This is a genomic window from Campylobacter sp. BCW_6463, from assembly GCF_001762785.1.
Classification (GTDB): Bacteria; Campylobacterota; Campylobacteria; order Campylobacterales; family Campylobacteraceae; genus Campylobacter_D; species Campylobacter_D jejuni.
The window spans coordinates 24,508-40,610 of record NZ_MJXL01000019.1; the positions used below are offsets into that span (position 1 = coordinate 24,508).

General features: G+C 32.5%; 9 protein-coding genes. 4 read left to right on the top strand and 5 right to left on the bottom strand.

The window, feature by feature from the left end; all coding sequences use genetic code 11:
- Nucleotide 1 precedes the first annotated feature (1 nt).
- Together gltB and AJ884_RS01825 are read right to left on the bottom strand one after the other, a co-directional pair.
- The gene (gene gltB, locus AJ884_RS01820; RefSeq protein WP_070286372.1) at nucleotides 2–4,492 is read right to left on the bottom strand and encodes a glutamate synthase large subunit; all 4,491 of its coding nucleotides are present in this window, start codon (nucleotides 4,490–4,492) and stop codon (nucleotides 2–4) included.
- 134 nt (nucleotides 4,493–4,626) lie between these two features.
- Complete coding sequence (locus AJ884_RS01825; RefSeq protein WP_044779740.1) at nucleotides 4,627–5,934, bottom strand: Na+/H+ antiporter family protein; 1,308 nt, start codon at nucleotides 5,932–5,934, stop codon at nucleotides 4,627–4,629.
- A 203-nt stretch (nucleotides 5,935–6,137) separates the two neighbouring features.
- On the opposite strand from AJ884_RS01825, the gene AJ884_RS01830 reads away from it, so the two are divergent.
- Nucleotides 6,138–7,376 (top strand): sulfite oxidase, encoded by a 1,239-nt coding sequence (locus AJ884_RS01830; RefSeq protein WP_070278425.1) that lies wholly within the window; start codon nucleotides 6,138–6,140, stop codon nucleotides 7,374–7,376.
- A 5-nt stretch (nucleotides 7,377–7,381) separates the two neighbouring features.
- Complete coding sequence (locus AJ884_RS01835; RefSeq protein WP_070274248.1) at nucleotides 7,382–7,723, top strand: monoheme cytochrome C; 342 nt, start codon at nucleotides 7,382–7,384, stop codon at nucleotides 7,721–7,723.
- Nucleotides 7,724–7,748: 25 nt separating this feature from the next.
- On the opposite strand, the gene gyrB is transcribed toward AJ884_RS01835, so the two are convergent.
- The 3 genes from gyrB to dnaA form a co-directional block, all read right to left on the bottom strand.
- Entirely contained in the window at nucleotides 7,749–10,058 is a 2,310-nt protein-coding gene (gene gyrB / locus AJ884_RS01840) for a DNA topoisomerase (ATP-hydrolyzing) subunit B (RefSeq protein ID WP_070286373.1), read from the bottom strand.
- Between the two features lie 29 nt (nucleotides 10,059–10,087).
- Nucleotides 10,088–11,155, bottom strand: coding sequence for a DNA polymerase III subunit beta (gene dnaN, locus AJ884_RS01845; RefSeq protein WP_070286374.1), 1,068 nt, complete (start codon nucleotides 11,153–11,155; stop codon nucleotides 10,088–10,090).
- A 159-nt stretch (nucleotides 11,156–11,314) separates the two neighbouring features.
- Nucleotides 11,315–12,637: a chromosomal replication initiator protein DnaA gene (dnaA, locus tag AJ884_RS01850; protein WP_070286375.1), complete on the bottom strand. Its 1,323-nt coding sequence runs from the start codon at nucleotides 12,635–12,637 to the stop codon at nucleotides 11,315–11,317.
- Between the two features lie 94 nt (nucleotides 12,638–12,731).
- Here dnaA and ruvC point away from each other — a divergent pair, with 94 nt between their 5' ends.
- Complete coding sequence (ruvC, locus tag AJ884_RS01855; protein WP_083267219.1) at nucleotides 12,732–13,214, top strand: crossover junction endodeoxyribonuclease RuvC; 483 nt, start codon at nucleotides 12,732–12,734, stop codon at nucleotides 13,212–13,214.
- 202 nt (nucleotides 13,215–13,416) lie between these two features.
- A complete protein-coding gene (gene flgE, locus AJ884_RS01860; RefSeq protein ID WP_070286376.1) occupies nucleotides 13,417–15,969 on the top strand; it encodes a flagellar hook protein FlgE in 2,553 nt (850 codons plus the stop codon).
- Nucleotides 15,970–16,103: the final 134 nt, after the last annotated feature.

Below are 16,103 nucleotides of genomic sequence, written 5' to 3' on the forward strand. Positions count from 1 at the left end.
CTTATTTTTGCGTGATTTTCAAAAATGCTGCTAAATTTGGATCTTTTTCATTTTTACAAAGATCAAGCATTTTTAACATCTTTTCATAATCTCTTGGCATGACTTTAAAAAAGTCTTTTTTATCGAATTTTTCTAAAATATCTTTAGCCTTTTTAGAATCTGTATAAGCGATATGTTTTTCTATCACAGCTTTTAATTCTTTTTCATCCTTAGCATTAAGATCTTTAATATCCACAAGCTCGGTATTTACATGAGCTTCATTGTGTCTTCCAAAAATATAAACAACGCCCCCACTCATACCAGCAGCGAAATTCGCACCCACATCTCCAAGAACTACAACTTGCCCACCTGTCATATATTCACAACCATGCACGCCTGTTCCTAAAACCACAGCTAAAGCTCCTGAATTTCTTACACAAAATCTTTCCCCTGCTATACCATCTAAATACACTTCACCTTTTGTAGCTCCATATAAACAAGCATTTCCTGCGATGATATTTTCTTCAGGCGAAAAAGTAGCTTCATTTGAAATTTTTGCTATGATTTTACCACCACTTAAACCCTTGCCTAAATAATCATTGCTATCGCCTATAATCTCAAGTTTAATGCCCTTTAACAAAAACGCTCCAAAGCTATTGCCTGCATTGCCTATAGCTTTGATATGGATACTATCTTCATCTAAAGCATCTTTTCCATAAGTTTTTAAAATTTCACTTGAAAGCATAGTTGCAAAAGTACGACTTTGATTTCCTACTTCTAAAGAAAGTTTGATAGGCTCTTTTTTCTCCACAGCATTTTTACAAAGTGGTAGTAAAATTCTATAATCAATCGTTTTTTCAAGTTTATTGTCTTTATAATCTTTAAAATGCACAGCAGTTCTATTATAAGTAGGCAAGGATTTTAAAATTTTATCTAAATTTAGCTTTCCTGCTTTACCTTGCACACTTTTTTGGCGGAGTTTATCCACACGACCTATCATATCATCTAGGCGTTCAAAACCAAGCCTTGCCATGTATTCTCTAAGTTCCTCGGCTATAAAATACATGAAATTAATCACATCATCCACTTTGCCTTTGAAACGATCTCTAAGTTCTATATCTTGAGTAGCTATACCAAAAGGACAGGTATTTAGATGACAAACTCTCATCATCGTACAACCTAAAACAATCAAAGGCGCGGTTGCAAAACCAAATTCTTCAGCTCCTAAAAGTGCCGCTATGGCTAAATCACGCCCATTCATAAGCTTTCCATCAGTTTCTAATCTTACCCTATCTCTAAGCTTATTTAAAATCAAAGTTTGATGTGTTTCAGCCAAACCTAACTCCCAAGGAATTCCTGCATGCGGTATAGAAGTTCTAGGACTTGCACCTGTACCTCCATCATAACCTGAAACAAGGATTAAATTCGCTCCTGCCTTAGCCACACCTGCAGCAACCGTTCCTATGCCATTTTCGCTTACAAGTTTTACTGAAATTTTAGCGTCTTTGTTAGCATTTTTTAGGTCATAAATAAGTTGAGCTAAATCTTCTATAGAATAAATATCATGATGAGGAGGTGGGGAAATAAGCGTCACACCTGCAGTAGAATGTCTAGCCTTAGCTATCCAAGGATAGACTTTAAAGCCCATTAATTGTCCGCCTTCACCTGGTTTTGCGCCTTGAGCGACTTTGATTTGAATTTCTTTTGCATGACTTAAGTAGTTTAAATCCACGCCAAAACGCCCACTTGCTACTTGCTTAATGGCTGAGTTTTTATCCACACCCTCTTTGATTTCATAGCGTTCTTCATCCTCGCCACCTTCACCTGAATTTGATTTAGCACCTATTTTATTCATAGCCTGTGCTAAACACTCGTGTGCTTCTTTAGAAATAGAACCATAACTCATCGCTCCTGTTCTAAAGCGTTTAACTATACTTTCTACGCTTTCAACCTTATCTATACTGATAGCTTCACTAAAATCAAATTCCATCAAAGAACGCAAATTAACTTGTTTTTCATCTACTAAAGCCGAGTATTTTTTAAAGCTTTTATAGTCTTTGTTGCGGCAGGCTTGCTGAAGATTAAAAATCACAAGCGGATCGATTAAATGTTCTTCTTTAGCACTTCTAAAACCATGAATTCCTTTAGAATCTAAAGCCTTATGTGTATCGTTAAAAGCATATTTGTGTAAAGCAATGAGCTCTTTTTCAAAATCTTCTAAATCCATACCTTCAATGCGTGAAGTTGTAGAAGTGAAGTATTTATCAATCACCTTAGAGCTTAAGCCCAGACATTCAAAAAGTGCAGAGCCATTATAACTTTGCAAGGTAGAAACTCCCATTTTAGAAGCAATTTTGACTATGCCACTTGAACTTGCCTTGATGAAATTTTCTACCGCCTTTTCATAACTTAAATTTAAATCTTTATTGGCAATGAGTTTTTGTATGCTCTCATAAACCAAATAAGGATTAATAACAGTCGCACCATAGCCTAAAAGACATGCAAAATGATGAATTTCTCTAGGTTCACCACTTTCGATGATAAGACTTGTGTGTGTTCTTAAATTTTTTCTTACTAGATGATTATGCACTCCAGAAACAGCAAGCAAAGCGGGGATATAAGCGTTTTTTTCATCCACTCCTTTATCGCTTAAAATGATAATAGAAACACCTTTTTTAACCTCATCTTCTATCTTAACACAAAGTTCATCTAAAGCCTTTTCTAAAGTTTTTTTAGAATAATCATAAAGTATAGAAAATTCTTTAACTTGAAATTTATTTAAAGCCTTAACTTCAAAAAGTTCTTCATTACTTATCACAGGCAAGGCTATTTTTACACGTTTTGCATTGTTTTCATCGGGTTTTAATAAATTGCCTTCGCTTCCTAGATAAATCCTTGTAGAAGTAACGATCTCTTCTCTTATGGCATCAAGGGGAGGATTAGTTACTTGTGCAAAAAGTTGTTTAAAATAATTATACAAAGGTTGATAAGTTTTAGAAAGTATAGCCAAAGGAGTATCTACACCCATAGCTGCTATAGCTTCTTTACCATTTTGAGCCATAGCAGCCACACTCATTTTAAGCTCATCATAACTCCAACCAAAAGCTTTTTGAAGTTTTAAAACCTCATCTTCTTTTAAAAACTGATGTTTATAAACTCCGCTTTTTTGTTTTTCAAGTTCAACTAAATTTTTAAGCCATTTTTTATAAGGCTTAGCATTAGCATAATGCTCTTTGATTTCATTATCAGCTATAACCCTACCTCTTGCTGTATCAACGAGTAAAAGTTTTCCAGGTTCTAAGCGTTTTTTAGCTTTGATATTTTTTTCATCAAGTTTTAAAGCCCCTGTTTCACTTGAAAGTATGAGCATATCATCTTTTGTAAGATAATACCTTGAAGGACGAAAACCATTTCTATCCAAACTCGCCCCCATAATCACTCCATCAGTAAAAACTATAGCAGCAGGTCCATCCCAAGGCTCCATCAATAAAGAATGATACTCATAAAAAGCACGCTTTTTGCTTTCCATATTTTCATTTTTATGCCAAGGTTCTGGCACCATCATCATAAAAGCTTCTTCTAAAGTGCGACCATTTAGAGCTAAAAATTCTAAAGTATTATCAAACATTGCAGAATCACTGCTAGGCTTAGCTATGATGGGAAAAATTTCATCTAAATTTTCAAAATACTCACTTTGCATCAAACCTTCTCTAGCTCTTATACTATCAACATTTCCGCGTATGGTATTAATCTCTCCATTATGCACCATATAGCGGTTTGGATGTGCTCTTTCCCAACTTGGAAAGGTGTTAGTCGAAAAGCGAGAATGCACCAAAGCGATGGCTGATTTCATATTGACATCTTTAAAATCAAGATAAAAATCGCTCAATTGAGTTGAAAGAAGCATTCCTTTATAAACTATGGTACGTGAAGAAAAACTTGAAAAATAAAATTTTGGCACATTAATAGCTCTTTTTTCTATAAGGCGACGCGTACTATAAAGCACTCTTTCAAACTCAAGTCCTGCACTTATTTTACTTGGTTTTTTCACAAAGGCTTGTAAAAAATAAGGCATAGCTTTTAAAGCACTTGCACCTATATCACTAGGATTAAAAGGCACTTCTCTAAAACCTAAAAATTCAAGTTTTTTATCCTTTAAACCTTGTAAAAATATTTCTTTTGCTTCTTCTTTTGCATCAGTATTGGGTGATAAAAACATCTGTGCTACAGCATAATTACCCTTTTTAGGAAGTTCAAAACCCAATTCTTGAGTTTTAAAAAAATCATGTGGAATTTGGATCAAAATCCCCGCCCCATCACCTGAATTTTCTTCAGCTCCTGCACCACCTCGGTGCTCAAGATTCATCAAAATTTCTAAAGCATCACAAATAACCTTATAAGAGGCAATACCGCGTATATTAGCAATTGCAGCGATACCGCAGGCATCATGTTCGTTCTTTGGATGATATAAACCTATGCTTTGATTACTTTCTAGGATATTTTCTAAATCCATTCTGCTCTCCTTATAAGACTGATTTAAATTTTGTTAGCTTTATAAAGGATTATAGCATATATTTTTTTAAAATCAATATAATTTTTATCTTAAAAATAAATAAATTAAAAAATATTTTGATAGATTTGTAAAAATTATAAAAACATGGCGATAATACTACCTAAAATCAATAATGAGCCATTATAAAAAATAAAAGTTGGTATGCAAGTATCTTTAATGTGATCGTGTTGTTTATCAGCATTTAATCCTACAGTAGTTCCCATGGTTGTTTCACTAGCTGGACTTCCTGCATCTCCTAAAGCTCCTGCTACTCCTAAGATAAATATAATAAGTGCTGTACTAAAACCAAGTTCCAAACAAATAGGACAAAAAAGCGTAGCTATGATAGGTATAGTTCCAAAAGAAGTACCTATACCCATAGTGATGATAAGTCCTATTAAAAGCATAAAAAATACTGCTAAAAATTTACTTTGTTCCATCCAAGGAACGACTGAATTTACAAGCTCTACTACTGATCCACTTTCTTTTAAAACTTCTCCATATCCTGCAGCAACAAGGATAACAAAAGCTATAAAACCCATCATTTTAAGCCCATCATCAAAAACTTCATTGACTTTTGAAAATTCAACTCCACCCAAAATAACCATTAAAACAAAACCCAAAAGCCCTGATAAAGGTAAATTCATAGTCAAAATTTGCAAAATTAAAGTTAAAACAAGCCCAGCTAAAACGCCCCATTCCTTACGAGTCATTTCAAGATTTTCTAAATTTACTTTAGCAATTTCTACTTCTTGATACTCTCTTGGCTTACGATAAAACACAAAAAGCGCTAGAAAAAGTCCTGTTATCATACAAATAGCAGCAAAATACATAGTATTTGTAACATCATTTAAAGATACACTTACATTATTTGCATTTAAATTATCTTTTAAAAGATCTTGAAAAGTAAGTCCAAAGCCTACTGGCAAAACCATATAAGGCGTAGTAAGTCCAAAAGTTAAAGCACAAGCAACCGCTCTACGATCAATTTTAAGTTTATTAAAAAGACTTAAAAGAGGTGGAATTAACAAAGGTATAAAAGCCACATGAATAGGAATTAAATTTTGAGAAAAACAAGAAATCAAAGCTATAGACAAAAGCAATAAATATTTTTTATGAGATATAAAATGGCTTACTATCTTAATCAAATATGCAGTTAAATTTGTCTTTGAAATCGCTGCGGCAATGGCCCCTAAGAGTATATAGCTAAGAGCTGTTTTTAAATTTTCCTTCATTCCGCTTATAAGTATATTCATAGTATCTACGAGTTCAAGATGAGAAAATACACCTGCAACAAGAGCTGAAATCAAAAGACTCAAAAGCACATTAAAACGAAACAAACAAAGTAAAGTCATCAAAACAACACTGATAATGATAGGATTAGTAAGTAAAGTCAAAATCATTCCTTAAATAATTTTAAAAATTTAATTGTAGAAAAAACTTAGTTAAAATGTAATAAAACTCGAACATATGATGATTTTATTTAATATGTAAAATTATAAAAATAATTAATTTTTTTAATTTAAATAATTAATATAATTAATTATTTAAATTTTTAAAATTTATAATAAAATAAAAGATTATATAAATATTTAAGGATATTTCAATGAAACAGAACGATCAAAAAGAAAATCGTAGAGACTTTCTAAAAAATATAGGACTTGGTTTATTTGGCATTAGTGTATTGTCAAATTTTTCTTTTGAGAATTTTTTAGGAAGTAAGGCTTTGGCAAAAGAATTACCTGATTTTAAAATAGAAGGTAAAAAAGATCTTATCTATCATGGTGAAAAACCATTAACAGCAGAAACTGAAATTTATGCTCTTGATTCTGATTTTACAAAATCTGAAAATTTCTTTGTTAGAAATAATGGCTTACCACCAAGCCTAGAAACGATAAAAGAAAGACTTCATAAAGGTTGGACTTTAGAAATCGATGGAGAAAGTATTATCAATAAAAAATCTTACACCATAGAAGATTTAAAAAAGAAATTTAAAACCTATACTTATGCCTTAACAGTTGAATGCGGTGGAAATGGTAGATCTGAAGTTATACCTAGCACAAAAGGAACTCAATGGGGTTATGGTGCAGTAGCTTGTGGTAGATGGACAGGAGTGCGTTTAAAAGATATTTTAAAAGATTGTGGCATCAAAAATGATGCGGTTTATATCGGATATTATGGCATAGATACAAAATTAAATGGTGAAGAAACTTCACCTATTAGTAGAGGAGTTCCTATTTCTAAAGCTTTACAAGATGAAACTCTAATAGCTTGGGCTTATGAAGGCAAAGATATTCCTTTAGTCAATGGCTATCCACTTAGACTTGTTTGTGGTGGTTACCCTGCAAGTACAAGCGGTAAATGGCTTTATAAAATTTCAGTAAGAAATAAAATTCATGATGGTGAAAAAATGGAAGGTTCTTATAAAGTTCCTGTAAATCCGGTAAAACCAGGAGATTTTAACTATAAAGGCGAGATGAAAATCATAGAATCAATGCCTATAAGATCTGTAATTACTAATATCAAAAATGGTTCTGAAATAAAAGCAAATAAAAAATTTGAAGTTAGAGGTAAAGCTTGGGCTGGAGAACTTGAAGTTAGTGAAGTTTATGTAAGCAATGATTATGGCGTAACATGGACTAAAGCAAAGGTAGAAAAACCATTAAATAGATTAGCATGGCAAAAATGGAGTGCTCAAATATCAATACCAACAAAAGGATATTATGAAATTTGGGCAAGAGCTATCGATAGTCAAGGTAACAGTCAACCTATGGTTTTAGCACAGTGGAATCCAGGAGGATATATCAATAATGCATGCCATAGAGTTAATGTTTATGGAGTTTAAGAATGGTGAAAAAAATTATATTGATCTTAGCATTGTTTTTAAGTGCAAGTTGGGCTCAAAATCTTGAAATTAACCCTGATACAGGATTGATTATCGATCCTGATTCACCTTTAGTGGAAGCAAATTGTTTAGCTTGTCATGGATCCAATCTCATTACCAATATGCACGCAAGTAGAAAAGCTTGGTTAGCAGCTATAAGATGGATGCAAGATAGTGAAGGACTTTGGGAAATAGAACCTGAAGATGAAGAAAAAATTTTAAATTATCTTGAAAAATATTATGGAGAAAAATACGATACAAGAAGAAGAATTCCTCTAGCTATATTCTTACAAAGCAAAACTCATTGAAGAAATCATTTCTTCAATGATAAATTTACACATCCAAATGTTTTACATCTTTAGCATGTGCTTGAATATAATCGCGTCTTGGTTCAACCTCATCGCCCATAAAGAGATTAAAGGTATCGTTTGCACTTTGTGCATCTTCAATAGTAATTTTTAAAAGTCTTCTTACGCTTGGATCCATTGTGGTTTCCCAAAGTTGCTCAGGATTCATTTCTCCTAAACCTTTATAGCGTTGTATAGTAGCACCTTTTTTAGCATTGGTTTCAACATCTTCAAGAACTTCTAAAATATCTTTATCAAATTCCAAGCCTCTATCTTTAATCTTATCAAAAATATAACTTGCTTCTTCATATAGTGGATGAGTGAAAAGTTCTTCATTGATCACAAGTTCTTCTAAGCCATTTTGAGTTTGAACGAAAGCTCGAATTTCATTTTCATTGATATAATGATTTAAGATATTGTGTCCTTGTGTTTCTAAAAATTGTTTAATTACACTAAATAATTCTTCATTATTTGCTTTAACTAAATTTGAATTTTCTATCATATAGCGTATCACAGAAATCACATTAAAACGCTTTTCAAGATCTTTTAAAATCGCACGATAAGCTGCGACGATTTTTAAATAATCTTTTAAATCATTCATTCCTATACCTTCATAATTTAAACCTTCTATTCCCGTTTCTATCAGGTATTCGCTCAAAGCTTTTTCATCTTTTAAATAAATTTGCTTTTTAGCTTTTTTATAAAGATATAAAGGTGGTTGTGCTAAATAAATATGTCCATTTGTCACAAGTTCATTCATAAAACGGAAGAAGAAAGTTAAAAGCAAGGTTTGTATATGCGATCCATCAACATCTGCATCTGTCATGATGATGATTTTATGATATCTTAGTTTTGAAAGATCAAAATCTTCACCTATACCACAGCCAAAAGCGGTAATCATATTTTGAATTTGCTCAGATTTTAAAATTTTATCCAGTCTTGCTTTTTCAACATTTAAAATTTTACCACGCAAAGGCAATATAGCTTGGAAAGATCTTTCTCTACCTTGTTTTGCAGAACCTCCTGCAGAATCCCCTTCCACAAGATAAATTTCACTTTCACTTGGATCTTTACTTTGACAATCAGCTAATTTCCCTGGTAAAGTTCCTACGCTTAAACTTTCTTTTTTACGCGTTAATTCTCTGGCTTTTTTCGCTGCTTCTCTACCACGAGCAGCCATTAAAGCTTTATTCATAATAGCTTTTGCTTCGATAGGATTTTCTTCAAAATATTTAGTCAAATACTCAAAACTTGCTTTTGAAACTATAGGACGCACATAAGTTGAACCAAGTTTTCCTTTGGTTTGTCCTTCAAATTGTGGTTCAGGCACCTTTACACTCACAACAGCGATTAAACCTTCACGCACATCTTCACCCGTGATTTTATTATCCTTTTCTCTAGCACTTGCATTTGCTTCTATGTAGTTACTTATCACACGAGTTAAGCCCATTCTAAAACCAGCTTCGTGTGTTCCACCATCTGGAGTTTTGATATTATTTACAAAAGAGAGTAAATTTTCGCTATAAGTATCATTGTAAAGCAAAGCTACTTCAACATTCACATCTTCTTCATCTACGCTAAAGAAAATTGCTTTAGTTAAAGCTTCTTTTTTATTTAAGTCTGTAACAAACTGAGAAATTCCACCTTCAAAGTGAAAACTTTCATGTTTGCCTACGCGGTTATCTTTAAAATTTATAGTGATTTTTGGATTTAAGTATGCAAGTTCACGAAATCTTTTAGCCAAAATTTCATAATCAAATTCAGTCACTTCAAAAATTTGATCATCAGGCCAAAATTCTATAGTTGTTCCTGTCTTTTTACTTTTTCCTATCACACCAAATTCACTGATAACTTTACCTTCTGAAAATTCTTGACGATAAATTTCTCCATTTCTTTCAACTGTAGCTACAAGTTTTTTAGAGAGTGCATTTACAACCGAAACCCCAACACCGTGCAAACCACCTGAAACTTTATAAGTATCTTTATCGAATTTTCCCCCTGCATGAAGGACAGTTAAAACAACGGTTAAAGTTGGCATATTTTCAGTTGGGTGCATATCAACAGGAATACCACGACCATTATCACTAACTATACAGCTTCCTTCAGTAGTGATTTCTACATCTATAGTATCACAATGTCCTGCCATAGCTTCATCGATAGAATTATCCACAACTTCATAAATCATATGATGAAGTCCGCTTATGTTTGTATCTCCTATATACATACCTGGGCGTTTTCTAACAGCTTCTAGGCCTTTTAGGACTTTAATATTACTCGCACCGTAATTTTCTTGCATATTTTTCCTTTATCTTTTACTTGTTCTTATTATAAAACCATAGGCATGATAATCATTGATAGTCCTTGGGATTTGACTATAAATGCTGAATTAGGTTCATTTACACTTAAAGTGAATTTTTCTTCTTCTATAGAAGTTAAGAAATCAAGTAAATATTTGATTTTTATAGTAAGATTAAATTCTTCACTCACTCCTGTTTGAATTTCAAGCTCTGTTTTTGCTTCCATATTGTCTAAACTTATACCTTCAAAGATGATTTTATCTTTGTTAAAATGAAGTTTCATTTTTTCAGTTACAACGCTGATTTTTTTAAGACTATCTATAAAATCTTCAGTTGAAAAGCTGAGTTCTTGTTTGAAAGTTTTTGGTATAACTTTTTCATAATCTGGAAATTTATCGTTAATAAGTTTTGTAAAGAATTCAAAGTTTTCATTTTTAGCGATAAGCATATTTTGATCATAAAAGATTTCTATTTTTTCATAGAAAAGTTTTTGCATTTCCATGATAGCTTTTTTAGGGATACTAAAACTAAATTCTTGATTATTTGCTTTTTCTAAAGTATAGATTGCAAGGCGTTTTGTATCGGTTCCTACGAAGTTAATTTTATCTGTTTTTATATCTAAAAATGCACCGTTTAAGGAGTATTTTGGATTGTTTGTATCAATACTTGGTAATATCTTTTTAAGAGAACGACTTAAGTCACTTGAGTCAATGTCAAATTGGTTTTTTCCTTCTGTATTTGGAAAATTTGGAAAATCTTCGTGATTAAACATAGGAAGTTTATATTTTGTGCTTTTTTGTCTTATAAATAAGAAATTATCAATAGTTTCTAAAACAACTTCTTCATTATTTAAGCTTTTAATAACATCTGTAATACTTTTTGCATTTGCAGTAGCAAAACCACTTGATTCTACGCGGATTTTTTTTATCTTATAGTTGATACCTATTTCATAATCACTAGCTCTAATAAGAAGTTTATCTTCATCAACATGAAAAAAAAGATGAGAAGTAATGGTGCTTGAATCTTTTTTTTCTACATAAGCATTACATAAAATCACTGCAGATTCTAAAGTATTTTTATTGATACTGAACTTCATTTTTTCTCCTTGGTTTATTTTAATTTTAAATTCGTTGTAATAATAAGCTTGTTGAAATTGTGAAATTCTTCAAAGCAAAATAATCAAATTTGTATTTTATCATACTTTGCTTAATTTCTTTTTTTCACATTCTAGAATTTATTTTTCACATCCTTTCACTTAACTTTGACTTTTAACAAGAATTTTGTTTTTAAGTTCTTCGATTTTTGCTTTTAAAGAAGCATCATTTTCTATCATTTCTGTGATTTTTTTAACATTATGTGAAATAGCCGTATGATCTTTCATTTCAAAATAATTCGCAAGTTGTGGCATAGTCAAAGCCGTAAGTGTCCTAGCTAGGTAAATCACAATGCGTCTTGCTGTGACTATATTTTGAGTTTTTTTATTGGATTTCACATCACTTGGTTTGATGTTAAATTCTTTACATACCAAAGATAAAATGTCATCTATGGTGATATTTTCTTTCTTTTCTTTGATATGATCTTTCATCACACTTTTGGCAAGTTCGAGTGTGATTTCTTGTCCTAGTATGGTTGCATAAGCATTTAAACTTATGATGATGCCTTCGATTTCTCTTATATTATCCCCTAAAGAAGTGGCGATATAGTTTATGATATCATTAGAAAGATTGATATCGTTAAATTCACATTTTTTTCTTATGATGGCTATTTTTGTATCTAGTTGAGGTGGAGTTATATCAGCTATGATCCCATGTGCAAAACGACTTTTTAAGCGTTCGGTTATACCTTTTAGCATGTTGGGTGGATTGTCTGAAGTCATGATGATTTGTCCATCGTTATTTTTGATTTCATTAAATATAAAGAAAAATTCTTCTTGAATTTTATCGGTTTTTCCTAAAAACTGCACATCATCTATAAGCAAAACATCGCAGTTTCTATACTTTTCATGAAATTTATCTAAAGAGCCATTTTTTAAATTTGAAGTAAAATCATTTATAAAATTTTCACTTGTAGCGTAAATGACTTTTTTTCCCATTTCTAAACTTGCATTTCCAACCGCTTGAAGTAAATGTGTTTTTCCAAGTCCTGTAGGCCCATAAACAAAGATTGGATTATAAAGTTTTCCAAGTTTGTCTTTATGTATTATAGCTTTACATGCTCCATAAGCGTATTTGTTAGAATCCCCCACAACAAAACTTTCAAAAGTAAAAGAAGGATTTAAAATCGTGCTTTGTGCCTTTATATGAGCTATGTCGATTTTTGTGTTTTTGTTGCTTTGTTTAGTACTTTGTGCTTGTATGTTTATGATGGCTTTATTTCCGCTTTGCACTTCATAAAAATGTGCGATTTTTTTGCCGTACTTTGTTTGTATGAATTTAGCCATGAGTTCATTTGGAGCATTAAAAACCAAAAGATCTGCTTTGCTTTGCTTTTCGTTGAATTTTAAATTTGATAGATAGTTTTCGTATTCGTTTTCGCTTAATTCTTTTTTTAAATTTTCAAGTATTTGGCTTGGATTCATAATCTCTCTTTAAATTTTGCATAATGTATAAATTTTATCTTAAATTTCATAAAAAAAGGTTAAAATCCGCTTTTGTATTTTATTTTCAAAAGGTATGAATTTGAAAATTTTAGGTATAGATCCAGGTTCAAAAAATTGCGGTTATGCTATCATAGAAGCCAGCAAAGGAAAAAATATTCTCATAGAAGCAGGATTTATAAAGATAAAGCCAAGTACTTTACAGTATCAAATCACAGAGCTTTGCGAGGGTTTGGATTTGATTTTTAAAAATCATTCTTTTGATGAGGTGGCTATAGAAGATATCTTTTTTGCTTACAATCCAAAAACTGTTTTAAAACTCGCACAATTTCGCGGAGCTCTATCTTTAAAAATTCTTCAAATTCATGGAGACTTTGCAGAATACACTCCCTTACAAGTGAAAAAAGCCGTCACAGGAAAAGCCAAAGCAACCAAAGAACAAGTTGCTTTTATGGTAAAAAGACTTTTAGGACTTAGCAAAGATATCAAGCCTTTAGATATTACAGATGCTATAGCAGTGGCTTTAACCCATGCGGCAAATTTAAGAGTTAGGGTGTGATTTAGTAATTTTCATTACATAAAAGCCCAAAGCTCCATAAACTCCTAAAATACCTTTAAATTTTTTCTATAAATTTTTAAAAAATTCATAAAAAATTTCAAAAGTTGGAACAGAACTTGCTTGTAAAACTTCACATAAACGCAAAAGTTTTTTAAAGCCAAAGCGTTAAATTTTTAAAGCAATATTTTATAAAGGATTTAAGATGATGAGATCACTTTGGTCTGGCGTAAGCGGACTACAAGCACATCAAGTTGCGATGGATGTTGAAGGTAATAACATTTCAAATGTTAATACCAATGGTTTTAAATACTCTCGTGCAGATTTTGGAACTATGTTTAGCCAAACAGTAAAAATCGCTACAACTCCAACTGATGGAAGAGGCGGACAAAATCCACTTCAAATCGGTCTTGGTGTTTCAGTAAGTTCTACTACAAGAATTCACTCTCAAGGTTCAGTTCAAACTACAAATAAAAATACTGACGTTGCTATCAATGGTGATGGTTTTTTCATGGTGAGTGATGATGGTGGTCTTACAAACTATCTTACGCGTGATGGAGACTTTAAGCTTGATGCTTATGGTAACTTTGTAAATAATTCAGGTTTTATTGTTCAAGGATGGAATATCAACTGGAATGATCAAACCATAGATAGTTCAAGAACTCCACAAAACATTTTTATCGATCCAGGTATGCATATCCCTGCAGCAAAATCAACCGAAGTAGCTATCAAAGCAAATTTAAATAGTGGTTTAAATATAGGAACTTCAAGCACTAATTTATACGGACTTGACTCAGTTCATGGCTATAATACTAAAACCAACAAAGCTGAAGATGAAAACGATACAGGAACCACTCAGTTTTATACTACTTCTAAAAATTCGGTTGAAGTAACAGAAAAAGGCGTAGATGCAGGAGCTTTGTTTAATGCAAAAGGAACAGGGCTAAATCTAAGAGATGGACAAGGAATTTGGGTTTCATACGCAGATGCAAAATATACTACAAATAAAACTGGAAAAGTATTTGATCCTAATAGTAAAGCAAATCAAAACTCAGTTATTTTTTGGGGTGATAAGGACAATAAAGTAACTTTAGATATAACTTTAAATGGTGTAAATATTTATAATGCTGATATTCAAAGTCTTGATGATGCCATAGCTTATATCAATACTTTCACCGCACCAACTGATACTAGAGAAGGAACAGGAGTAAAAGCGGTTAAAAAATCAGATGGCTCAGGCATAGAATTTGTCAATGATAATGCTGATGGCACTACAGATAACATGAAAAATATTGATCTTACTGTAAAAAAGACAAATACAGCAGGAGAATTATTTAATATGACTTATACTGCAAATACGGATAAATTTACTGCAGCGCCACAAAAAAATAATGGAAATTCAAATTGGATTGATGATGCAACAAGTAATACTACGACTGGAGCTGAAAATGTAAAAGTTATTACCGCGCATAAGTATATTTATAGTTCAAATCCTGTGGATTTACCTCCTATGTATAATCCTGATGGGGGACCATCTTATGTTCCAGGAGCTAATAATACAACTAAACCAACCGATCCTGCTTCTGCAAACTACTGGGATGCTTTACATGGAGGTTTGCAAAATACTGATGCAAGAGTATTTAGAACGACTGAAGATTTAAGAGAACTTTTGCAAAGAGATGCTAGATATGGGGTGGATTATGATGGTAGTGGCAATAAAGGAGATGGATCTAAAGTAGATACGAATGATATCAATCAAAATGTCAAAGTTGTAGTAAATTCAAGCGGACATTTTGCTATATCTAATGCAAATGAAGACTCCACCATACCTTCAGGTGCAGGTGTTAATGGTGGAGGAGCTTTAAGTGTGGCAGCCAAAAATATGAGTTTTAATATCACTGCTTATTCTAATAAAGAAGGCACAGTAAGCACCAATGATGCTTTTACAGCTATCTTTAAAGCTTGGGATGGTCCTTTAGTAACGGGTGGATCGATCAAAGAAAGCGAACAGCTTAAACTTTCATCCTTTTCAGCAGGGCTTGAAATTTATGATTCTTTAGGTTCAAAACACACTTTAGAAGTGCAATTTGTTAAACAAAGCACCACTCAAGATGGGGGTAATGAATGGCAAATGATCATCCGTGTGCCAGAACCTGCAGAGATCAACACTACAGGAGAAGGTCCTACGAACATCATCGTAGGTAGTGCAAGATTTAACAACGATGGATCTTTGGCTAGCTATACACCAAAAACTATAAGCTTTTCACCAAATAATGGTGCCGCACCAAATCAACAAATCAAACTTTCTTTTGGAACAAGCGGAAGCAATGACGGCCTTGTAAGCTCAAACTCTGCTTCAACTCTAACAGGACAAGCAACCGATGGTTATACTTCGGGTAACTTAAAACCTGATGCTATCCGTGTTGATGATAAAGGAAATATCTTAGGCGAATTTACCAATGGTAAAACTTTTGCAGTAGCAAAAATCGCTATGGCTTCAGTGGCTAATAACTCAGGTCTTGAGGAAATCGGCGGAAATCTTTTCAAAGTTACTGCAAATAGTGGTAATATCGTAGTAGGAGAAGCTGGAACAGGGGGTCGTGGTGAGATGAAAACCTCAGCTCTTGAAATGTCAAATGTGGATTTGAGCCGTTCTTTAACAGAACTTATCATTATCCAAAGGGGTTATCAAGCAAACTCAAAAACCATTTCAACCAGTGATCAAATGCTTCAAACCTTGATCCAGCTTAAACAATAATTTAAGCTTAGCATTCTATAAAATATTGTTTTTGCTCCCTTAAAGGGAGCAAGCCTTGCTTTGCAAGCCTATCTTGGTAGTCTTGTAATACTAGGCTTAGGCTTGAACTGCCTTCAATTTATTGCTAACTCACT

Excerpts from the sequence above, each read along its gene's own strand:
- AJ884_RS01830 (WP_070278425.1), top strand. The coding sequence starts at position 6,138 with ATGAAACAGAACGATCAAAAAGAAAATCGTAGAGACTTTCTAAAAAAT.
- gyrB (WP_070286373.1), bottom strand. The coding sequence starts at position 10,058 with ATGCAAGAAAATTACGGTGCGAGTAATATTAAAGTCCTAAAAGGCCTA.
- dnaA (WP_070286375.1), bottom strand. The coding sequence starts at position 12,637 with ATGAATCCAAGCCAAATACTTGAAAATTTAAAAAAAGAATTAAGCGAA.
- ruvC (WP_083267219.1), top strand. The coding sequence starts at position 12,732 with ATGAATTTGAAAATTTTAGGTATAGATCCAGGTTCAAAAAATTGCGGT.
- gltB (WP_070286372.1), bottom strand. The coding sequence starts at position 4,492 with ATGGATTTAGAAAATATCCTAGAAAGTAATCAAAGCATAGGTTTATAT.
- dnaN (WP_070286374.1), bottom strand. The coding sequence starts at position 11,155 with ATGAAGTTCAGTATCAATAAAAATACTTTAGAATCTGCAGTGATTTTA.
- flgE (WP_070286376.1), top strand. The coding sequence starts at position 13,417 with ATGATGAGATCACTTTGGTCTGGCGTAAGCGGACTACAAGCACATCAA.
- AJ884_RS01825 (WP_044779740.1), bottom strand. The coding sequence starts at position 5,934 with ATGATTTTGACTTTACTTACTAATCCTATCATTATCAGTGTTGTTTTG.